Origin of the sequence: Micromonospora sp. NPDC005324, assembly GCF_040607155.1 — a bacterium.
GTDB lineage: Bacteria > Actinomycetota > Actinomycetes > Mycobacteriales > Micromonosporaceae > Micromonospora > Micromonospora trifolii.
The window spans coordinates 9,907-30,021 of the sequence record NZ_JBEXGE010000004.1 but is presented as its reverse complement, the minus strand read 5'-3'; the positions used below and the strand labels follow the sequence as shown (position 1 = coordinate 30,021).

Sequence of the window (20,115 nt, the reverse complement as noted above, 5' to 3'; positions counted from 1 at the left end):
AGTCCCTCTCCTGCTGGGCCAATTATCCCCGCCGGATCCTTATATCGCCTTCGGGGTCGGCGCTCGTGAGGTTTCATGTAACTGGCGGAATCTAATTCTCTGTGCCCCAATCTCGCAGCTCACTTGGGAGAGGTGCTCAGTCACGGAACGAGCAGCCGTTCGTTAGGTGAATCGATCCTGTGGCACGAGCGAGGAGCGAGGATGGCCGGCGACCCCACCCCCGCGGCGGACACCCGAGAAAGACCGGCGACTGTCGACGAGAACAAATTCCACGTCCTTGTCACTGCCGGCTATTTCGCTCCCGGTTGGCGGGCCGGAGGGCCCGTCCGGTCCATTACCGAAGTGCTCGCCCTGGCCAGTGACGACATTGAGACGTCCATGTTGACCCGGGACCGCGACCTCGGTTGCCGCGACCCCTATCCGGGGCTCTCCGGTCGCTGGGGCCGGGTCGGGCGGACGAACGTCTTCTATCTCGGCGTGCGTCGGCCGGGGCACTGGCTGTCGCTCTGGCGCTCGCTGCGCGCGGGCCGTTTCGACCTGCTGTACGTCAACAGCGTCTGGTCGACGTTCTCGATCCTGCCCATGGCCGCGGCCCGGCTCGGTCTGCTGCGGGTGGGCCGCATCCTGGTCGCCCCCCGAGGCGAGTTCGGCGAGGCCGCCCTGCGGGTGCACCGACTCCGTAAGCGGATCTTCCTGACCGCCTGGCGGTGGATGCTGCTCGACCGTCGGGTGCTGTGGCACGCCACCACACCGGTCGAGGCCAACGACATCCAGCGGGTGCTGCCCCGGGCGCGGATCGGGGTCGTCGCGGTCAGCCGGGGCCCCGAGCCGGAAGAGGCGCCGGTCGAGATGTCCGCCACCCGTCACGCGCGGCTGGTCTTCATCGGGCGGATCTCGCCCATGAAGAACCTCGACCTGGTGCTGGCCGCGCTCGCCTTCGTGCCGGTGCCGGTGCGGCTGGACATCTACGGCCCGGTGGAGGACCAGGCGTACTGGCGACGCTGCCGGGAACACCTGGCCGAGCTGCCCGACTCGATCGCCGTCAGCTACCGGGGTGAGCTGCCACCCGAGCAGGTGCGCACGACCTTCTCCCGCTACGACGCCTTCGTCATGCCCACCCGGGGGGAGAACTACGGCAACGCCATCGCCGAGAGCCTCTCCGCGTCCTGCCCGGTGCTCTGCTCGGATCGGACACCGTGGACGGCGGTGCTGCGCGACGGCGGTGGGCTGGTCCTCACCGAGCTGACCGCGGCGGCGCTGGGCGCCCTCGTCACCCAGGTGGCGACCGCCACCCCCGACCAGCGGCACGCGGCCCGGGTCGAGGCGGGGGCCGCCTACCGCAGGTGGCGGGCGAGCAGAGCCCCGATCAGCGTCCTCGACCAGGCGCGGCGGGTGATCCGCGACCCGGGGCACCGGGACCCCTGCCCACTGCCCGCCCAGCGGGCTGAATCCGTGAAACTGCCACCAGGAGGCGTCAAGTGACCCGCGTGATGACCGTCGTCGGGACCAGGCCGGAGATCATCCGGCTGTCCCGGGTGATCGACGCCCTCGACCGGACCGTGGACCACACGTTGGTGCACACGGGCCAGAACTGGGACCCCTCCCTCTCCGATGTCTTCTTCAGCGAGTTGGGGGTCCGAGCGCCGGATCTCTTCCTGCGCGCCGACACCCGATCACTCGGCAGCCTCCTCGGTGCCGTCCTGGTCGGCACCGAGAAGGCGATCGCCGAGCTGCGCCCGGACGCGCTGCTGGTGCTCGGTGACACCAACAGCGCGATCTCGGCACTGATGGCCCGGCGGATGAACGTGCCGGTTTACCACATGGAGGCCGGCAACCGCTGCTTCGACCTGAACGTGCCGGAGGAGACCAACAGGTGCATGGTCGACCACATCGCCGACTTCAACCTGGTCTACTCGGAGCACGCCCGGCGCAACCTGCTCGCCGAGGGGCTGCACCCGCGCCGCATCCTGCACACCGGCTCACCCATGCGTGAGGTGCTCGACCACTATCGGCGGCAGATCGAGCGGTCCACAGTGCTGGCCCAACTCGCACTCGAACCGGGCGGCTACTTCGTCGTCAGCGCGCACCGGCAGGAGAACGTCGACCATCCGGACCGGCTCCGTCGGTTGCTGGAGTGCCTGCGGGCGGTCCGCGACGAGTGGCGGCTGCCGCTGCTGGTCTCCACGCACCCGCGTACCCGCAAACGGCTGGAGGCGCTCGCGGGCGACGGCCTGGACCTCGACGGCGTGGCGTTCCACGAGCCGTTCGGCTTCTTCGACTACGTGACCCTGCAACGGAATGCCCGGTGCACCCTCTCCGACAGCGGCACCGTCAGCGAGGAGGCCGCGATGCTCGGCTTCCCGGCGGTGACCCTGCGCGAGTCCATCGAGCGTCCGGAGGCGCTGGACAGCGGGGCGATCGTGATGACCGGCCTGGAGCCCGACGGGGTCGTCGAGGCCATCCGGGTGGTGGTGGCGCAGGTGGCCGAGGGCTCCGTCGCCTGCCCGCTCGACTACCAGGTCCCCGACACGTCACGCCGGGTGGTCGACTTCATCCTGTCGACTGTGCGCCGCCATCACGACTGGGCGGGCATCCGCCGCTGACCGGTCCATCGGCCGGGCCGGCACGCCCGTGACCACGAGGCCCGGGGCAACGTCGCGGGTCACACAGGCGCCGGCGCCCACTGTGGCGTCCCGGCCGACGGTCAGCTTCGGCAGGATCGCGGCAGTGGTGCCCACCAGAACGCCGTCCTCGAGCCGGCAGTATCCGGAGACCGCGGCGAGCGGATTGACCGACACGTAGTCACCGAGCACTGTGTCGTGCCCGACAGTGCAGTTCTGGTTGAGGTGCACGTGCCGCCCCAGCAGCACGTTCGTCGTCACCCGGGCGCCACCGGCGGCGAACAGCCCCTGCTGGTGGACGCAGTCGGGCCCGATCTCGGCGGCCGGGTGCACCACTGTGGCCGCCGGTAGGCCGTACCGGGCGATGGCCTGGTCGGTCTCGCGACGCAGCCGGGGATGCCCGACGCCCAGCACCACGTGGGTGCTGGCCGGTTGGGCGGCCAGCCACCGGGTCGGGCCGAGGAAGGCGACGCCGAGGCGGTGCACCGACTCGACGTTGGGCTCGGTGGGGTAGTCGTCGACGAATCCCAGCACCCGCCATGGCGGCACATTGTCCGAAATGGTGTTCAAGAGGTGAATAACCCCATATGCCTCACGGCCCATTCCGCCGGTGCCTACGATCACTACGTCGGTCGTCAACCGCGGCTCCCTCGGCTACGGAGAACGCTGGCCGCTCTCCGTCATCGCAACCGGTTACCGGTGCCGATGGTGACGGCTGAGTCCCGGGCGCCCTGGTCAAGCCTCGCGCGATCCAGGTGCCGGTGTGCCCGTGCCGACGTCGGGACAGCAGTCTGGAAGGTGAGCCGAAGGTGAACGAGCTGGCAAGGACGCGTCTCCCCGACAGCACCGGAGCACCGAGGGGGCGATCCGCGACCTCGACGGGGTACCGGGTGCTCGCCACCGCTCGCGTTTTCGAGCCGGGCTTTCGTGGCGGCGGGCCGATCCGCTCTCTGCGGTTCATCCTCGACACCCTGCCGGACGACCTCGACGTCACACTGGTCACCGGAGACCGGGACCTCTCCTCGCCCACACCCTACCCGGGCCTGTCCGGACGACTGGTGCGCCGCGACGACCGCTGCGCCGTTTTCTACCTCGGCCCGTTCGCGCTGCGGCACTGGGTCCGACTGGCGCGGCACATCAGGTCCCGCCCGCTCGACCTGATGTACGTCAACAGCCTCTGGTCGCTCTTCTCGGTGCTGCCGATCCTGGCGGTGGCGCTGCGACTGGTGCGTGTCCGCGCGATCATGCTGGCCCCTCGCGGCGAGCTCTCGCCCGGCGCGCTCGCCATCAAGGCACGCAAGAAGCGGCTCTTTCTGGCGGTCTGGGCCCCGCTCCTGCGTCGGCTCGACGTGCGGTGGCAGGCGTGCAGTCGGCTGGAGGAGAACCAGATCCGCGCCACCATGCCGTGGGCGCAGATCATGGTGAACGGCAACGAGTGCCCGATCCCGGAGCAGCCGGCGCCCCGGGTCGTCGCGCACGACGGGCCGCCGCGGTTGGTGTTCGTCGGTCGGATCTCTCCGATGAAGAACCTCACCAGGGCGTTGGAGGCGGTCGCCGGCGCCACGCACCCGCTCGAGTTCGACATCTACGGTCCGCGGGAGGACGAGCAGTACTGGGCGAGCTGCCGACGTCTCATCGACGCGATGCCCGACCATGTCCGGGTCCGTTACCTCGGGGAACTCGCGGCGGACGAGGTGATGGAGACCTTCAGCCGATACGACGCCTTCCTCTTCCCCACGCTGGGCGAGAACTACGGGCACGTCATCCTGGAGAGCCTCGCGTCCGGCTGCCCGGTGGTCTGCTCCGACGCGACGCCGTTCAGCGAGTTGATCGCCACCGGCGGGGGAGCCGTGGTCCGGCCGGCCACGGCGGCCGCGCTGAGCGAGGCCCTCGACCGGCTGGCCGACCGGTCCGCCGGGGAGCGCGCCGAGGCGAAGGAGACCGCGGGCCGGCGGTACCGGCTCTGGCGACAGCAGCTCCGGGAACTCAACGTGCTTGACCACGCCCGAGAGTTCTGCGCCTGAGCCGGCTCGCCGGGACCGCGTCACTCGTGCTGGAACTGCGTCGTTGCAATGGCGGGGCCCGCGTGGGCGGGTCCGGCGTCCACCACCCCGGTAGGCCCCGATGAGCGAGGACAGCACGTGCCCAGTCGCGTTCGTACGATGGTCCGACGAGTCCAGGACCACCTGGCCGCCACCCGTGACCCCGAGGCGTTCGCGCGGTCCCTGGGGGTGAAGCTGACCGGACGGGTCAGGTTCTACGGGATCAGCCGGGCGATGTTCGGCTCGGAGCCGTGGCTCATCACCATCGGAAACAACGTCTACATCACGTCCGAGGTGCAGTTCGTCACCCACGACGGCGGCACGCTGATCCTGCGCAAGGACCACCCCGACCTGGACTGGACCGCCCCGATCACGATCGGCGACGACGTCTACATCGGTATGCGGTCGATGATCCTGGCCGGCGTCTCCATCGGAAACCGGTGCGTCATCGGGGCGGGCTCGATAGTCACGCGCGACATCCCGGACAACACGGTGGCGGCCGGTGTCCCGGCGCGACCGCTGCGGACCACCGACGAGTACCTCGAACGGTTGCAGGCCAAGTCGCTGGGCATCGGGCACCTTCCCGTTCCGGAGAAGCACGAGGCGATGAAGAGGATCTACGGGGTGACCACCGTCTGACCCCGCGCGCCGGCCGCGACAGTTCGCTCAGGCCCGCCGGTACGCGACCCGTGGTGGCGGCAGTTGGTGGACGCCGGCGATGGTGATCGCCGCCAACGCGCCGGTCGTCCCGGTCACCTCGTAACCGAACCGGTCCCCGGTCATCGCCGCCGAACTGGTGCCGAGGTTGAGGGTGGTGGCGGCGCCGGTGCTGCTGGCCCGCAACGTCGGCGGGGTGACGCCGTTGCTCTGCCAGGCGTGCCCGTACCAGTGCCAGCCGGCGGGCAGCACCACGGGGACTGTCAACACCGACTCCTGGACACCCACGGCCGTGACGTCGACGCTGCCGAAGTCGGCGAGCGGGCCGAGGCCGGCGGGACGACCGGTCGTCGGGTCGTGGGCGTACACGCCGTGCCGCACCACCCCGGTGCCCGCCACTGTGACCTCGACGCACGCCCGGTCGACCGGGGTGGGCTCCGCCAGGTACACCGGGTGCAGCAGCAACGACTGGTAGGTGCCGGTGTAGGTGACCTGCTGGGTCGGGCCGGCGAGGGGGAGGAACCAACTGCCGCGCGGACCTGTCGCCCCGGGTAGCGGCCCCACCCGCGTCGGGCCGGGCTCCGCGCGCCACATCCCGTACCCGGTGGGGACAGTCATGCCGTACGAGATCCCGGCCGCGGCGACCCGGTCCGCCACTGTGAGATTGGTCGGGCCGGCCGGGACCAGCAGCCGGTGGAACAGCTCCGGCGCCGCCATCTGGGTCTGGGCGACGGCGTCGACCCGTTCGATCATCACGAAGTCGCCTGTGGAGTCCGACACCACGATCTCGGTGGCCGCCGAGGGCGGCGCCAGGTAGCGCCGGTAGGCGGTGCCGGTCACCGACTCGCCGGCTTCGAGGGTGCGGCCCCACACCAACTGGGGGTAGTTCTTCCTCAGGCTGGAGGTGATGAACCAGCCCTTCGCAGTGGTGTACCGGGCCCGGATCTCGGGCACGCCGTCGGCGACCGGCAGCAACCCGACGGCGATGCCCCACTGCTGGACCTGGCCGCTGTTCAACACCCACTGGGTCATGCTGCTGGCCGGCGTCAGCCGGTTCGTGAGGGCCGCCGGGGTGAAGTCGGTGAGGGCGGGCATCGTGTCGATGTTCGCCCACCCCGACCAGTTCAGGCCGCCGGCAGTGCCCACGTTCGGCATGAACTGCCGGCGGGTGCCGCCGGCCACCGGGGTCAGCGGATGGCACTGGGTCACCCCGGCGTTCACTGTGAACCGCTCCAGCGCGGCCACCGTCTGTCCCACCAGCAGACCGCCCTGCGACCAGCGGTAGACGTTCGAGATGCGGCACAGGGACGGGATCCGCGACATGATCGTGGCGATGGGCGTGCCGATGTTCGCCCGGGCGGTGTCGATCATCCCCTGGTAGGACGGGATCAGGTACGACTCCCGGATCGTCAGCTCCTGCCCGGTGAACCGGCCGTCCGGCACCGGTCGTCCGTCGAGCTCGACAGCCACCGCGTGGGTGTGGGTGACCGGGCGGATCTGCACGTCGGGCGTCAGACCCGTGATCGGCACCGTGGTCGTGTGGGTCGCCCCGGAGAGGTGGGTGAGGGGCGCGGCCGGCTTGACCCGCGCGCCCTGCGCGATGCCGTCGACGATCGTGTACGGGTTGCCGAAGAGCAGGCTGTCCGCGTTGGTGATGGCCAGCAGGGTGAAGGTGCGTGTCCCGTCGGTCCACTGCGAGCCCACGTCGACCGTCGTCTTGCCGTGGTTGGTGACGACGATCTGGTTGCCGACGTTGTAGCCGTGGTTGCCGCCGACGTACGACCAGCCGGTGTTGATCGGGCAGTTGTCGTCGGAGGTGTCGTGGATCTTCGTCCCGACGGCGGACATCACCGGCCACACCTGGGCGTCGGTGGCGGTCGATGGCACCAGCGTGACCTGGGGGAGACCGGAGTGCCACATGCCGACCATCGCCTCGGCGTACGCGAGGTTGGCGGGCATGACCAAATCCCGGGTGCTGTCGAAGCGCGACCGGACGGACATCAGGGCGTTGGACCGGTAGACGATCAGCTCGGGCATGGTCGGCACCTCCACCTCGGTCGCACTGACGACGAACCTCACTGTGCGCCGTCGGGGCGAGGCTGGTCGTTCTCGGTCAGCACCCGGACAGGGTGAAATTTCCGCCGTCGCCGTCACGCGACCCGTGTTCAGTCGATGAACAGGTGTTCTGGCGTATACGGGGGGTTTCATGCGCATTCTGATCACCGGCGGAGCCGGCTTCATCGGGTCCAACCTGGCCCGCGCCGCGATGGTCGAGCCCACCGTCGGTGGGGTCACCGTCCTCGACGACCTTTCGGTCGGGCTGCGGGCCAACCTCGACGGCCTGGACGTCGAGCTGATCGAGGGCTCGATCCTGGACGAGGCCGCCCTGGACGCCGCGATGGCGGGCCGCGAGGCGGTGGTCCACCTGGCCGCGCTGCCCAGCGTCCCCCGCTCGCTGAGCGACCCGTTGGCCTCCCACCACGCGAACGCGACAGGCACGCTGATGGTGTTGGAGGCTGCCCGGCGACACCGGGTCGGGCACGTCCTCGTCGCCTCCTCCTCGTCGGTGTACGGCATGAACCCGGCACTGCCCAAGACCGAGCTGACCTGGACCCGCCCGATGAGTCCGTACGCCGCCAGCAAGCTCGCCACCGAGGCGTACGCCCTGGCCCACCAGGCGTCGTTCGGGCTGCCGACGGTGGCCTTCCGCTTCTTCAACGTGTTCGGCCCGGGCCAGCGACACGACCACGCGTACGCGGCAGTGATTCCCCGCTTCGTGCACGCCGCCCTGCGCGACGAGCCCGCCGTGGTGCACGGCGACGGGACACAGTCGCGCGACTTCACCTACGTCGGTACGGTCTGCGACGTCATCCTCGACGCGCTCCGCCGCCGGGTGCACCACCCCCATCCGGTGAATCTCGCCTTCGGCGCCCGGGCCAGCCTGCTGCGGGTCCTCGACGAGCTCGAGTGGTTGTGCGGCAGGCCGATCGCCCGCGAGTACGCGCCGCCGCGGACCGGCGACGTCGCGCACTCCCTGGCCGACAACGCCACGCTGCGGCAGCTGTTCCCGGACGTCGCACCGGTCGCCCGTGCGGAGGGCCTGCGCGCGACAGTCGAGTGGATGGCCGGTCGGTTGGACGCCGAGCGTGCCGTAGCCGCCGTGCCTCGGTGACCCCCCGGGCAGCGAGTCGGGCCGTACCGGAGCCGGTGGCCCCGGTGGCGGCGGTGCCGGCCGCCGCGCCACCGGCCGGCACCACTGTCGCGCCCGGCGCGCCGACAGCTGCGGCGTCGAAGGATCGGGATCGCACGGTCACCGTGGGCATCGCCGCCGCGATGGTGGCGAAGGGTATCGGCCTGGCCGCCCCCCTGGTCATCACCCCGGCCTGCTTCCGGTTCCTCGGCGACCAGCGGTACGGCCTGTGGATGGCGGTCACCGCCCTCACCGGGATGGCGTGGTTCGCCGATCTGGGGCTGGGCAACGGGCTGCTCACTCGGCTCAGTCACCTGGCCGACGACCCCCGGCAACAGGCCCGGGAGGTCTCCAGCGCGTTCGCCACCCTGGGTGTGGTCGCGGTGGCGCTGCTGGTGGGTCTCGTGCTGGTCGCCCCCGTGGTGCCCTGGGCCGCGCTGTTCAACGTCAGTGACCCGGGTGTCGCCGCGGAGGCGTCCGCCCTGGTCCTGCTCTGCTTCGGCGCCTTCGTGGTCAACATTCCGCTCTCGCTGATCCAGCGGATCCAGTACGCCCGTGGCCAGGTGGTGCAGAGCAACATCTGGCAGTCGGCCGGGGCGCTGGCGGCAATGGCGGCCGTGCTCGGCGCCATCGCCGCCGGGTGGCAACCACTGGCGGTCATCGCCTGCGCGGTCCTGGCCGTGCCGGTGACCAACCTGCTCAACTGCGTGACCTACTTCTGGTTCCAGGATCGCGGCCGGCGGCCGGGCCCGAAACTCGTGCACCGGGCCACCGCCGTCGGTCTGCTCCGGCTGGGTCTGCGGTTCTTCGCGCTCACCACGATGTCGGCGATCGCGCTGAACGTGGACAGTCCGCTGGTCGCGAACGTCCTCGGGCCCACCACGGCCGCGCACTACGCGGTGGTGGGGAAGCTGTTCGGCGTCCTCTCGATCTTCGTCGGGCTGGTCGGTATGACGGTCTGGCCGGTCAACGGCGCCGCTCTGGCGCGGGGCGAGGTGGCCTGGGTGCGTCGCAACACGCACCGCATGGTGCTGCTGTACGGGGTGATCGTGGGGGTGGTCGGTGCGGTGCTGGTCGGCTACGGCCACCGGTTGATCGACCTCTGGGTGGGCGGCATCGATCGCACCGAGATCCCGGTCAGCGTCCTGGTCGGGCTGGCGAGCTGGTCCCTCCTGATCGCTGTCACGTCCCCGCTGATCCTGGTGCAGAACAGCATCGGGTTGCTCCGGCCGCAGTTCGTCGGCTGGGCCACGTTCCTGCTGCTGGCGACCGCGCTCAAGGTCTGGGCGCTGCGGCAGTTCGGGCTCGCCGGCCTGCCGGTGGCGGCCAGCGTCGCGTACGTGCTCACCATGTGGCCGGCCGTGCTGGTGGGATACCGCCGGGCGCTGCGCGGGGGAGAGCCGACGTGACCGGACAGTGCCGGGTGCTGCGGGTGGTCGGCGAGCTGAACTTCGGCGGCACCGAGATGCGGACCGCCGAACTGCTACCCCGGCTCTCCGCGGCCGGTGTCCAGGTGCACCTGGTGACGCTCAGCGACCGGATTGGTCCCGGCCCGCTGGCCGGTGTGGTCAGCCGGCACGGCGGCACTGTCACCCCGATCCCGCTGGACCGCCGCTTCGCCACCCGCTTCCTGGGCCTGCTGCGGCGGCTGCGCCCGGACGTGGTGCACGTCGACTGCGCCAACTTCTCCGGGGTGCTGCTCGCGCTCGCCGCCCTGTGCGGTGTGCCCGTCCGCGTCGCCCACTTCCGGGGAGACGACAACCAGCGCCGCAACCTGCGCCGACGCGCCTACCGCTGGATCTGCAAACGGCTGCTGCGGATCTCCGCCACCGACATCCTCGGCGTCTCGCCCAGCTCGCTCACCTGCGCCTACGACCCACGCTGGCGCGACGACCCCCGCTGCCAGGTGGTCCTCAACGGACTCGACCTGGACCGGCTGCGCCGCCCCAGCCCTGACGACCTGCGCGAGTTGATCGGCGCACGCCCGGCCGAACTGGTCTGCGTCAGCGTCGGCCGGGCTTCGCCGGAGAAGCGACGCTGGCTCCTGCCGCCGATCCTCGCCGAGCTGCGGGCCCGGGGAGTGGAGGCCCACGCCGTCCTCATCGGGCCGGGCAACGACGCCGACGACGAGCGCGTCCGGGTGGCGGCGGCCGCCGCCGGTCTCGCCGACCGGGTGCACCTGCTGGGCCCGCGCGACGACGTGGGCGGGCTGTTGAGCCAGGCCGACGTGGTGGTCCACCCGTCCTGTCTGGAAGGGCTGCCCGGGGGCGTGCTGGAGCCCATCGCGTTGGGTGTCGGCACGGTGGCCGCCGACCTGCCGGGGGTGCGCTTCATCGACGAGCACCTGCCCGGCGTGACCATTGTCGACACCGACGCCCCGCCGAGGCGGTGGGCGAGGGCGGTGTGCGCGGCGGCGTCGTACACCGAGCAGACCTCGGCCTCGGCGGCGGCGGAACGGTTCGCGCGCAGCGTCTTCGCCATCGACACGGCAGCCGCCACCCACCTGACGATCTACCGACGGTGGGCGTCGGGCCGTCCGCACCGCCCGGTGCCACCCCGGCCGCCAGCCTTCTCGACACGGGGAGAGTAATGAACGATCAGACGACGGTGATCGGCCGGCAACCACGGCTGGACGCGGGATCGACCGGCCGGCCACGTCCACTGCTTGTGGGCGCGTACGCCTTTCCGCACGGGGACGCCACCTCCAATCGCCTGTTGCAACTCGCCCGGTCCGCCGCGCCCGACGGTGCGTGCACGCTGGTGGTCAACGACTGGCCCTGCGAGGTGGCCTTCCCGGCCGGGCAGCCCGGCGTGGCCGGCATCGACCTGGTCACCCTGCGGATCCGGGGTCGACACCACCTCACCCGCGCGTCGGCCCGACTGGCCCGACCGCTGCGGGTGCTGCGGGCCGTCCGCCGGGTCGGCGTGGGTCGCGGTGAGGTGAGCGTCGTGCTGTTGCCGATGGCCCTGCTGACCCTCGGCAACTGGGCGACCCTGCGCCTCGTGCTGCGGTGCCCGGTGGTGGTGGACGCCAGCGAGCGGCACGACCGGCGGCAGTTCCGCCGTGGCTGGCTCACCCCGTACTTCGTCCGGCATCGCTGGTCGACGTTCCTGGCGACCCGGCTCGTCGGCCGGGCCACGGCGGTCTCCACCACGCTGGCCGACTACCTGACCGGCCACGGCCTGGACGTGCTGGTGGTGCCGCCGCAGGTGGACTGCGACGAGTTCCGGGCGCCGCAACCACCCCCGATCAGTGACGGCCTGCGGCTGCTCTACGCCGGCACCCCCGGGCGCAAGGACATGCTCGACGTGATCCTGCGGGGGATCAGCCGACTCGCCCCGGAGCACCAGCGGCGGGTCAGCCTCACCATCGCCGGGGTCAGCGCCGCCGACGCCGCAGCCCACTCCGACCTGGACGTCGGGGTGCTGGACGCGGTCTCGGCCGACGTGCGGTTCCTCGGTCGCGTTCCGCGCGAGACCGTGCTGACGCTGCTGTCGGAGTCGCACTTCTCGATGCTGGTCCGCCCCACCGGCGGGTACGCGGCCAACGGGTTCCCCTCCAAGGTGCCGGAGAGTCTCGCCGCCGGGTGCCCGGTGCTGCTCAACCACACCAGTGACCTCGCCGCCTACGTCCACGACGGGGTCGAGGGGTTGGTGCTCGACGGCAACGGGCCGGACGATGTCCGGTCGGCGGTCGAGCGGGCGCTGCGGCTGCGCGACGAGGAGTGGACGGCGATGAGCGGGGCGGCCCGGTCGCGGGCCCGGGAGTCGTTCGACCACCGGGCCTGGCGGGACCGGGTGAGCGCCTTCGTGACGGCGGGCCGGGGCAGCTGAGACCGACACCCACCGGCCGGGCTCGTGCGGGCGCTAGCGCAGCAGGGCTGTGGGCCGGCGCGGAACGCCCTCGTCGAACACGCCGGCCCGCTGCTGGCGTGCCTCGGCGTGGGGCAGGTTGGCGCGGGCCACGGCCTCCCGGTCGGCGGGGTCCCGCTTCCTCGGCAGGTGCAGCAGCGCGGCGGCGACAACGGTCCAGAACACGTACGGGTAGGTCTGGCCCGTGCCGAACATGGCCGACTCGGTGACCTGGATCAGCAGACCGGTGACGACGAGCCAGACCAGACCCGCGTCGGCCCGGCGCACCGGGGCCCGCAGGACGACCCGCCCGGCGGCCACCAGCAGCAGCAGTAGCGGTAGCACGGCGGCGAGCCCCAGCTCCAACAGCAGCTGGAGGTAGCTGTTGTGCACCACGCTGACGCCGGCGGTGCCGAAGAACTCGTCGGCGCTGGCGAGCTCGAACAGGTGGTTGCGCGACGCGTACCCGAAGCCCAGCGTGGGGCGGTTCTGCCACCACAGGTCGATGGTCGTCTGCCACATCTGGGTCCGACCGTTGGACAGGTCGCCGCCGGTGGGGTCGGTGAAACGCAGGACGAACTGGCGCATCCAGGGTGCGGCGAAGATCGTGGGCAGCAGGTTGAGCAGGTGTGCCACCAGCAGCAGGGCGGTCACCCCCGCGGCCAGCCGGACCATCCGGCCGAGCCCGTAGCGCAGCACCAGCCAGAGCGCCCCGACGAGCACGGCGATCAGCGCGGTACGCGACTGGGACAGCAGCAGGCTGGCGGCGGCCGGCACCATGCCGAGCAGCGCGACCTGCCGCCGGGACTGCCGGTAGACCGCCCAGCCCAACGGGATCGTCAGGGCGCAGACGATGCCGAGCATGTTCGGGTTGTTGTAGAGGCCCTGGAACCGCGTGACGCTGGAGGTCGCCGCGACGAGCGTGCCGTCGGCGAACCCGATGCCGAGACTGACCACGATGGACGAGGTGAGGACCAGGTAGACAACGCGCAGGTCGGCCATCATGACCGCACGATCGGGCCACCGGCGCCGGACGAGCACGTGCACCAGGGCGGCCAGCAGCAGCAGCGCGACGCCCCGCTGGAGGGTCTCCATCGGGACCACCGACCAGGCGAAGCTCACCGTGGCGAGGCCGCCCATCGCCCAGAGCGCGGCGACGAACACGCGGGTCCAGACATCGGTGCGTGCTGGCGTGCGGCCCGGCAGGCAGAGCCCCCAGAGGACCAGGCCCGCGACCGCCGCGTACCGGGGATAGAAGCTGGCCTCGACCAGCGCCGGCACATTGGACGAGGCGCACACCAGAAGGCCCATGGTCAGGGCCAGCATCCACCGCCAGCCGTCCACCCGCCGACTGAAGGCGAGCAGCAGCACCAGCGCCACCAACCCGGTCGCGACCAGCGGGACGGTGATGGCCGCGATGGTGGTGACCACCACGAGACACGTCGCGCCGACGAGCAGGCCCAGTTGGCCCATCCGGTTTCCCACGTGATGTCCTTCGGAGTCCGGCCGCAGGCGTTGCCGGCGGTCGTCGGGTGGGCCGCCCTCAGCGAGGCGCGTCCTGTAGGCCCGGTTGGGCCGGTTCGACAGCCCAGCGGGCCCTGGCGGCGTGCATCGCCCGGATCATGTCCGGCCAGTTCGGTGGCCGATAGCCGGTGGTCTGGGCGAGGGCGTCCGCGTTCATTGACCGGTCGCAGGTGAACTCGTCGTCCGGCACGATGTCGCCGGGCCACCCGTACACCTCGGCGATCAGGCGGAGCAGGTCGTACTTGGTGATCGGCTCGGCGGCCACGTGGTAGAGCCCGGTCAGCTCCGCCCGGGGCAGGATCACCGTACGGAGCAGTCGGGCGAACTCGACGGTCGTCACGCCGCTGTAGATGGCCCGGGTGAAGCCGCGTACCTGCCCCCGCTGGGAGAGGAACCAGTCCACCAGCGAGCGGTTCGTGACCAGCTCGTGCCCGATGATCGACGTACGGAGGGTGAGCGCGGAGACCCCGCGCGCCTCACCCAGCAGCTTGGACCGCCCGTACAGGTCGGGTGGGTCCGGAAGGTCGTCCTCGACGTATCCGCCCCGCCGGCCGGAGAAGACGCAGTCGGTGCTCACGTGGATCAGGCGGCTGCCGAGTTTCCCGCAGGCGTCGGCGAGCAGGTGGGGAAAGAGCGCGTTGAGGGTGACAGTCTGCACCGCGTCCTGCACGTCCGGCCGTTGCTTGATCACACCCACACAGTTGACCACGACGTCCGGCCGCAGGTCGTCGATGAGCTGCCGGACCTGGCCGAACCGGGTCGCGTCGACGGCCGTGGTGATCCGGTCGAGCAGGCGTTGGGGATACCACCCCGCGCGGTCCTCGATGCTCCGGGCGACACCGTGCACGTCGAGGTCCGGATCGTCGCCGAGTTCGCGGATGACCGCGTGACCGAGCATGCCGGTGACGCCGACGACGAGGACCCGTCGCGCCGGGCGCGGTTCCTCCTCGCCGGGGCCGCTGCGTCTGCGGGGGACCAGCTCCGGCCGCCGGCCACCGGTACCGGTGCTCATGCCGTTACGACCGCCGCCGCCGCGGCCTCGACCTGCGCCCGCACCTCGGGCAGCGTCAGCAGCAGCGCCTCGATCTCCGGTACGGACAGCCGCCGGGCGTTGTGCGAGTGGTAGTCGGCCATGTTGCCGCTCTCGACGTCACCCTCCTCGAAGTAGAGGGAGTAGTTGAGGTCACGGCTGTCCACCGGCACCCGGAGGAACTCGCCGAGATCCTCGACGTGGGCGAGCTCCTCGCGGCTGGCCAGGGTCTCGTACAGCTTCTCCCCGTGCCGAATGCCGAGCACGTTGAACTTCGCCGGGACCCGGAACAGGTTGCACAGCGCGGTGGCCAGGTCGCCGATGGTGCAGGCGTCGGCCTTGCGGATGAAGACGTCACCCGGCTGGCCGTACCGGAAGGCGTGCTCCACCAGGTCGACCGACTGGGGCAGCGACATCAGGAACCGGGTCATCGACGGCTCGGTGACCGTCGGCAGCCCGCCCCGCAGGATCTGCTCGATGAACAGCGGGATCACCGATCCGCGCGAGTACATGACGTTTCCGTAGCGCACGCAGCAGACCCGGGTACGGGCTTCGGGATTGTTGCGGGAGTGCGCCTGCGCGACCTTCTCCATGAGGGCCTTGGTCATGCCCATCGCGTTGACCGGATAGACGGCCTTGTCGGTGCTCAGCAGCACCAGCGCCTCGACGCCGACCCGCTCGCAGGCGTCCACCACGTTCGCGCTGCCGAGCACATTGGTGCGTACGGCCTCCAGCGGAAAGAACTCGCAGGAGGGCACCTGCTTCAGCGCCGCGGCGTGAAAGACGAACTCCATTCCCCGCGCGGCCTTGAGCACACTGTCGTAGTCCCGGACGTCACCGACGTAGTAGCGGACGCGGTCGTCGCCGAGGCGGTGCCGCATCGCGTCCTGTTTCGACTCGTCACGGCTGAGTACGCGCACCTCGGCGGCCCCGGCGTCGAGCAGTCGGGAGACCATTGTCTGGCCGAAGGATCCGGTGCCACCGGTGATAAGGAATCGCCGGTCCGAAAGCGAGGAAACCACATCTTCTCCTGCCTGTTTCCCGGGAGGCCATCCTCGGGAATCGGATTCTCGTCGAACGCGACCCTACGCGTGGACAAGTGGCGCCGTGACGTCTTCCGCCAAAAGGAATTCGAGTCGCGTTCGCTGTTCGTTGCGACTCGTTCGACAAATACGCGAACAAGGCTCGGCGTTGCCGAAGTAGCCGTTCGGCCCCCCATTGTCGACGCGCCGAAGTCGTTAGCGCTAAAGACGGAGTTGGTGCTCTGGAAAGGTGGTATGCGTACTCCATGCCAAAAGTTGCTCTCCACGCGGCGCACCCGCGAGCCGGTGCTTCCGACCTGACGACCGGTCGGGAAACACCTCGGGACGGCACTGCGACACGGCGACCCTACGACCGCTGGAAACGGCTTCTCGACGTCCTCGGCGCTCTCCTCGTCCTGGTGCTCGGCGCTCCCGTGCTGGCGCTGGTGGCGCTGGTCGTGCTGGTGACGCACGGGCGTCCGGTGCTGTTCCGGCACACCCGCCCCGGGCTGCACGGCAAGCTGTTCGAGGTGGTCAAGTTCCGGACGATGCGCCACCCCGACCCGACCCGGGGGCTGGTGAGCGACGCGGACCGCCTGACCCGGGTGGGTCGCTGGCTGCGGGCCAGCAGCCTCGACGAGCTGCCGGAGTTCTGGAACGTGCTGCGGGGCGAGATGAGCGTCGTCGGTCCCCGCCCGCACCTCGTCGGCTACCTCAGCCTCTACAACCTGGAACAGGCCCGCAGGCACGACGTGCGGCCGGGCATCACCGGGCTGGCCCAGGTGCGTGGCCGCAACGCGCTGGACTGGGACGCGAAGTTCACCTACGACGTCGAGTACGTCGACCGCCGTTCCTTCCTGCTGGACCTGCGGATCGTCCTGGCCACGATCTGGGTGGTGCTCAGCCGCCAGGGAATCTCCGCGCCGGGCGCGGCCACCTGGCACGAGTTCACCGGCAACCCGCCCGCGCAGGCGACCGCCGAACACGACTCCGCCCACCGGCGATGAACCGGGTCCTGCTCCTGGGCGCCGGTGGATTCCTCGGCCGACACATCCGGACGGCGCTGGCCGCCCACACCACCGTCCGGTCGATCACCCGCGCGGAGTGTGACCTGGTCCGGGTCGAACTGCGCGACCTGACCGCGCTGGTCGCCCGGGAGCGACCGGACGTGGTGGTGACGGCGGCCGGGCGGATCGTCGGCTCCGGGTACGACTTCGTGCAGGCGCACGTCGTCGCGACCGCGAAACTGATCGAGGCGGTGGCCGCCGCCGCCCCCGGAGCCCGCCTGATCCGGATCGGCTCGGCCGCCGAGTACGGCACCGTGCCGCACGGCCTCGCGGTCAGCGAGGAGTACCCGGGCACACCCGTCAGCGAGTACGGGCTCAGCCACCTGGCCGCCACCCGGCTGGCGGAGCTGGCCGGCGGGGCCGGCCGCCTCGACACGATGGTGTTGCGGATCTTCAACCCGGTCGGGCCGGGAATGCCGCCGGGCAACGTGCTCACTCGGGTGACCGCGATGGTGAGGTCGGCGGTCGCCACCGGAATGGAGGAGATCGCCGTGGGGCTGCACGACACGTACCGGGACTTCGTCGACGTGCGGGACGTCGCCAGCGCGGTCCTCGCCGCGGCACGCTGCCGGCCGGGGCCCGCGCGGGTCTTCAACGTGGGCAGCGGAAAGGCGGTGGCGACGCGCGACGTCGTCCAGTTGCTGGCCGAGGTGTCCGGCTTCACCGGCGAGATCCGCGACGGCAGCTTCGCGCCGGACGCCAGCCGCTCGGCAGCCGTGCCCTGGATGTGCGCCGACACCGAGCGCGCGAACCGGGTGCTCGGGTGGGCGCCCGCGTACGACCTCGGTGAGTCGCTGACCACGCTGTGGCAGGCCGACGGCGAGCAGTCCGCACGCCCCGTCGCCGGCTCAGCGGCGAGGTGAGGCCGATGCGGATCGGCCTGCTCACCCAGTGGTTCGACCCGGAGCCGGGCGCCGCCGCGCTCCCCGGAATGCTCGCCCGGGCCCTCGTCCGCCGAGGGCACGAGGTCCAGGTCCTCACCGGCTTCCCCAACTACCCGACCGGCGAGTTGGCGCCCGGCTACCGGGTGACGCGCCGCCTCGACGAGGTCGACGGGACGACCCGGATCCGCCGGGTGGCCCTCTATCCCAGCCATGACCGCTCAGCGCTGCGACGAATGGCGAACTACGGCTCCTTCGCCGCCTCCGCGCTGGTCTCCGGCACGCCGGCGCTGCGCGGCCTGGACGCCCTCTGGGTCGGCAACTCACCGATCAGCGTCGCCCTGCCGATGTGGTTCACCAGGTACGTGCAGCGGGTGCCGGTGCTGCTGCACGTCCTGGACCTGTGGCCGGACAGCGCGTTGGCCAGCGGCTTCATCGGCACCGACCGGGTCTCGCGGATGATCGAGCGGGGAATGGCCGGCTGGTGCGGTGGGATGTACCGCAGCGCCGGCCGGGTCGCGTACGTCTCGCCCGGCGCCGCCGACCTGCTCGCCAGCCGAGGCGTGCCCCGGGAGAAGCTCGTCCACATTCCGGTCTGGGCCGACGAGACACCGCGTACCGGCGTCGCGGACCTCCGCGCCGAACTCGGGCTCCGTGAGGACCAGGTGGTGCTGGTGTACGCCGGCACGCTCGGCGAGGCCCAGGGCCTCGACTCGCTCATCGACGCCTGCGCCCGGATCCGCGACCCGCGGCTGGTCTGCCTGATCGCCGGCTCCGGCACCACCGAGGAGCGGCTACGCCGCCGGGCCGAGGAGGCGAACGCGACACACGTACGTTTCCTCGGGCGGGTGCCCCGGGAGCGGATGCCCGCCCTCATGGCCACCGGCGACGCGCACTACGTGAGCCTGCGACCCGGCGGCATGTCCGCGTACACGATGCCGAGCAAGGTACAGGCCACCCTCGCCGCCGGGCGGGCCCTGCTGGTCGCCGCGGAGGGGGACGCCGCCGCCGTCGCGCGGGACAGCGGTGCGGGTATCACCGCCCGGCCGGGTGACCCCGACTCCATCGCCGACGCCCTGCGGGAACTCTGCGACCTGGGCCGGGAGAAGCTTGAGCTGTTCGGTCAGGCCGGTCGGGCGCACTACGACCGGGTCTTCTCCGTCGCCGCCGGTGCCGAGCGGGTCGAACGGGCGCTGTGCGAGGCGGTGGAGAGCCACCGACGGCGCTGACCCGGGGCGGGATCAGCGTCAGTCGTCGCCCGCCGCGAGGCGCTGGCTCAGCAGCGCCTCCAGCGGCATGGACTCGCCGTCGCGGCCACCCCGGCCGATCACCAGCGGCGGCGGGGACGCCTCGGGCGTCGCACCGAGCACCAGCGAACGCAGGCTGGCCGGCACGGTCAGCAGGTAGAAGCGCCCCTGGGTGTCGACCGCCCGGCTGCGGGCCCGATCGACGTACCAGCCGGTGAGGTTGGTGCGGTAGCGGTGCCGGCCGTCGTAGGACGTCGCGGTGAGCCGCACCGGACGCAGCCCGCGCTCGGTCGCCTCGGCCGCGAAGCGCGTCACCAGCGTCGCCGCCGTGGCCTGCTCGGCGGCGCGGGCCCGAGCGTCCGCGTCGGCGTGCGCGCGCACCGCCCGCTCCCGCTGGTCCCGCCAGTCCTGGTCGTCGCCCGCCACGGCAGCCACGGTACGCGACCAGACTCAGTCGAGGACGGCCAGCAGAGTGTGCCGGGCGATGCCGGCCATCACCGGATTGGTGTCGACGTAGTAGGGCAGCGCGTTGATCGCCTGCAGCAGAGCCCAGCCGCGCCCCCCGCGCCGATCTAGCAGTTTCGGTCGTCGAGATAGGTGGAATGCCGGCTTATGTCGGGACAGTAACTGCAAGATCGACGGAGAAGGTCAACTCGACTTCGTCGATCATGGAGTTGTGGTGCCTGGCTTGGCGTAATGCGGTTGATTTGTCACCCACCACAACTCCATGATCGACGGGGCGGCGCGGGATTGACGTGCTGAGCGGGGTCAGGCCAGGCCGGCGCGGCGCAGGGCCTCCGCCATGGCGTCGTTGGCCGGCGCCGGTGCGCCCTGCCGCTGCTGCCCGCCGCGACCGCCCTGCCCGCCGCCGCGACCGGCTTGGCCTTCGCGACCGCCCTGCCCGCCGCCGCGACCGGCTTGGCCTTCGCGACCGCCCTGCCCGCCGCCGCGACCGGCTTGGCCTTCGCGACCGCCCTGCCCG

The 20,115-nt window shown here is 71.3% G+C and carries 19 protein-coding genes; 11 read left to right on the top strand and 8 right to left on the bottom strand.

Annotated features, from left to right (window positions below; genetic code table 11):
- Window positions 1–201: 201 nt before the first annotated feature.
- Both ABZS40_RS05325 and wecB read left to right on the top strand, forming a co-directional pair.
- Window positions 202–1,482, top strand: coding sequence for a glycosyltransferase (locus ABZS40_RS05325; protein ID WP_354942124.1), 1,281 nt, complete (start codon window positions 202–204; stop codon window positions 1,480–1,482).
- Window positions 1,479–2,603: a UDP-N-acetylglucosamine 2-epimerase (non-hydrolyzing) gene (gene wecB / locus ABZS40_RS05320; protein ID WP_354942123.1), complete on the top strand. Its 1,125-nt coding sequence runs from the start codon at window positions 1,479–1,481 to the stop codon at window positions 2,601–2,603. The genes ABZS40_RS05325 and wecB overlap by 4 nt, the downstream gene beginning before the upstream one ends.
- Here wecB and ABZS40_RS05315 read toward each other — a convergent pair.
- Window positions 2,532–3,245 carry a NeuD/PglB/VioB family sugar acetyltransferase gene (locus ABZS40_RS05315; RefSeq protein ID WP_354942342.1) on the bottom strand — a complete coding sequence of 238 codons (714 nt, stop codon included), beginning with the start codon at window positions 3,243–3,245 and terminating at the stop codon, window positions 2,532–2,534. The genes wecB and ABZS40_RS05315 overlap by 72 nt on opposite strands.
- Before the next feature lie 266 nt (window positions 3,246–3,511).
- Between ABZS40_RS05315 and ABZS40_RS05310 the strand changes: the two genes are divergently transcribed.
- A complete protein-coding gene (locus ABZS40_RS05310) occupies window positions 3,512–4,645 on the top strand; it encodes a glycosyltransferase (protein WP_354942122.1) in 1,134 nt (377 codons plus the stop codon).
- Between the two features lie 138 nt (window positions 4,646–4,783).
- The gene (locus tag ABZS40_RS05305; protein ID WP_238677160.1) at window positions 4,784–5,302 is read left to right on the top strand and encodes an acyltransferase; all 519 of its coding nucleotides are present in this window, start codon (window positions 4,784–4,786) and stop codon (window positions 5,300–5,302) included.
- 27 nt (window positions 5,303–5,329) lie between these two features.
- Here ABZS40_RS05305 and ABZS40_RS05300 read toward each other — a convergent pair whose 3' ends face one another.
- Entirely contained in the window at window positions 5,330–7,357 is a 2,028-nt protein-coding gene (locus ABZS40_RS05300; protein ID WP_354942121.1) for a hypothetical protein, read from the bottom strand.
- A 169-nt stretch (window positions 7,358–7,526) separates the two neighbouring features.
- On the opposite strand from ABZS40_RS05300, the gene ABZS40_RS05295 reads away from it, so the two are divergent.
- Genes ABZS40_RS05295 through ABZS40_RS05280 form a run of 4 tightly spaced genes read left to right on the top strand, consistent with a single transcriptional unit; the run spans window position 7,527 to window position 12,344 of the window.
- Window positions 7,527–8,492: an NAD-dependent epimerase/dehydratase family protein gene (locus ABZS40_RS05295; RefSeq protein ID WP_354942120.1), complete on the top strand. Its 966-nt coding sequence runs from the start codon at window positions 7,527–7,529 to the stop codon at window positions 8,490–8,492.
- Window positions 8,489–9,919 carry an oligosaccharide flippase family protein gene (locus tag ABZS40_RS05290; RefSeq protein WP_354942119.1) on the top strand — a complete coding sequence of 477 codons (1,431 nt, stop codon included), beginning with the start codon at window positions 8,489–8,491 and terminating at the stop codon, window positions 9,917–9,919. The genes ABZS40_RS05295 and ABZS40_RS05290 overlap by 4 nt, the downstream gene beginning before the upstream one ends.
- Window positions 9,916–11,100, top strand: a complete 1,185-nt coding sequence (locus ABZS40_RS05285) for a glycosyltransferase family 4 protein (protein WP_354942118.1) — start codon at window positions 9,916–9,918, stop codon at window positions 11,098–11,100. The genes ABZS40_RS05290 and ABZS40_RS05285 overlap by 4 nt, the downstream gene beginning before the upstream one ends.
- Window positions 11,100–12,344, top strand: coding sequence for a glycosyltransferase (locus ABZS40_RS05280; protein WP_354942117.1), 1,245 nt, complete (start codon window positions 11,100–11,102; stop codon window positions 12,342–12,344). The genes ABZS40_RS05285 and ABZS40_RS05280 overlap by 1 nt, the downstream gene beginning before the upstream one ends.
- Window positions 12,345–12,377: 33 nt before the next feature.
- Here ABZS40_RS05280 and ABZS40_RS05275 read toward each other — a convergent pair whose 3' ends face one another.
- From ABZS40_RS05275 to ABZS40_RS05265, 3 genes are read right to left on the bottom strand one after another with little or no spacing between them, the layout of a single operon-like run.
- Window positions 12,378–13,847, bottom strand: a complete 1,470-nt coding sequence (locus ABZS40_RS05275) for an O-antigen ligase family protein (RefSeq protein WP_354942116.1) — start codon at window positions 13,845–13,847, stop codon at window positions 12,378–12,380.
- Between the two features lie 58 nt (window positions 13,848–13,905).
- Window positions 13,906–14,898: an SDR family oxidoreductase gene (locus ABZS40_RS05270; protein ID WP_354942115.1), complete on the bottom strand. Its 993-nt coding sequence runs from the start codon at window positions 14,896–14,898 to the stop codon at window positions 13,906–13,908.
- Window positions 14,895–15,938, bottom strand: a complete 1,044-nt coding sequence (locus ABZS40_RS05265; protein WP_354942114.1) for a polysaccharide biosynthesis protein — start codon at window positions 15,936–15,938, stop codon at window positions 14,895–14,897. Before ABZS40_RS05265 ends, ABZS40_RS05270 begins: the two co-directional genes overlap by 4 nt.
- A gap of 317 nt (window positions 15,939–16,255) precedes the next feature.
- Between ABZS40_RS05265 and ABZS40_RS05260 the strand changes: the two genes are divergently transcribed.
- Genes ABZS40_RS05260 through ABZS40_RS05250 form a run of 3 tightly spaced genes read left to right on the top strand, consistent with a single transcriptional unit; the run spans window position 16,256 to window position 19,115 of the window.
- Window positions 16,256–16,945, top strand: coding sequence for a sugar transferase (locus ABZS40_RS05260; protein ID WP_354942341.1), 690 nt, complete (start codon window positions 16,256–16,258; stop codon window positions 16,943–16,945).
- Window positions 16,942–17,868, top strand: coding sequence for an NAD(P)-dependent oxidoreductase (locus tag ABZS40_RS05255; RefSeq protein WP_354942113.1), 927 nt, complete (start codon window positions 16,942–16,944; stop codon window positions 17,866–17,868). The genes ABZS40_RS05260 and ABZS40_RS05255 overlap by 4 nt, the downstream gene beginning before the upstream one ends.
- A gap of 5 nt (window positions 17,869–17,873) precedes the next feature.
- Window positions 17,874–19,115 (top strand): glycosyltransferase family 4 protein, encoded by a 1,242-nt coding sequence (locus ABZS40_RS05250; protein WP_354942112.1) that lies wholly within the window; start codon window positions 17,874–17,876, stop codon window positions 19,113–19,115.
- An 18-nt stretch (window positions 19,116–19,133) separates the two neighbouring features.
- Here the strand turns inward: ABZS40_RS05250 and ABZS40_RS05245 are convergent, their stop codons facing one another.
- The 3 genes from ABZS40_RS05245 to ABZS40_RS05235 form a co-directional block, all read right to left on the bottom strand.
- Window positions 19,134–19,559, bottom strand: a complete 426-nt coding sequence (locus ABZS40_RS05245) for a hypothetical protein (RefSeq protein WP_354942111.1) — start codon at window positions 19,557–19,559, stop codon at window positions 19,134–19,136.
- Window positions 19,560–19,583: 24 nt separating this feature from the next.
- Window positions 19,584–19,766 carry a hypothetical protein gene (locus ABZS40_RS05240; protein WP_354942110.1) on the bottom strand — a complete coding sequence of 61 codons (183 nt, stop codon included), beginning with the start codon at window positions 19,764–19,766 and terminating at the stop codon, window positions 19,584–19,586.
- Between the two features lie 135 nt (window positions 19,767–19,901).
- A partial coding sequence (locus ABZS40_RS05235) for a hypothetical protein (protein WP_354942109.1) occupies window positions 19,902–20,115 on the bottom strand: 214 nt, incomplete at its 5' end.

Coding starts and splice junctions, on each gene's coding strand:
- ABZS40_RS05305 (WP_238677160.1), top strand. CDS start 4,784: ATGGTCCGACGAGTCCAGGACCACCTGGCCGCCACCCGTGACCCCGAG.
- ABZS40_RS05255 (WP_354942113.1), top strand. CDS start 16,942: ATGAACCGGGTCCTGCTCCTGGGCGCCGGTGGATTCCTCGGCCGACAC.
- ABZS40_RS05250 (WP_354942112.1), top strand. CDS start 17,874: ATGCGGATCGGCCTGCTCACCCAGTGGTTCGACCCGGAGCCGGGCGCC.
- ABZS40_RS05300 (WP_354942121.1), bottom strand. CDS start 7,357: ATGCCCGAGCTGATCGTCTACCGGTCCAACGCCCTGATGTCCGTCCGG.
- ABZS40_RS05280 (WP_354942117.1), top strand. CDS start 11,100: ATGAACGATCAGACGACGGTGATCGGCCGGCAACCACGGCTGGACGCG.
- ABZS40_RS05325 (WP_354942124.1), top strand. CDS start 202: ATGGCCGGCGACCCCACCCCCGCGGCGGACACCCGAGAAAGACCGGCG.
- ABZS40_RS05270 (WP_354942115.1), bottom strand. CDS start 14,898: ATGAGCACCGGTACCGGTGGCCGGCGGCCGGAGCTGGTCCCCCGCAGA.
- ABZS40_RS05295 (WP_354942120.1), top strand. CDS start 7,527: ATGCGCATTCTGATCACCGGCGGAGCCGGCTTCATCGGGTCCAACCTG.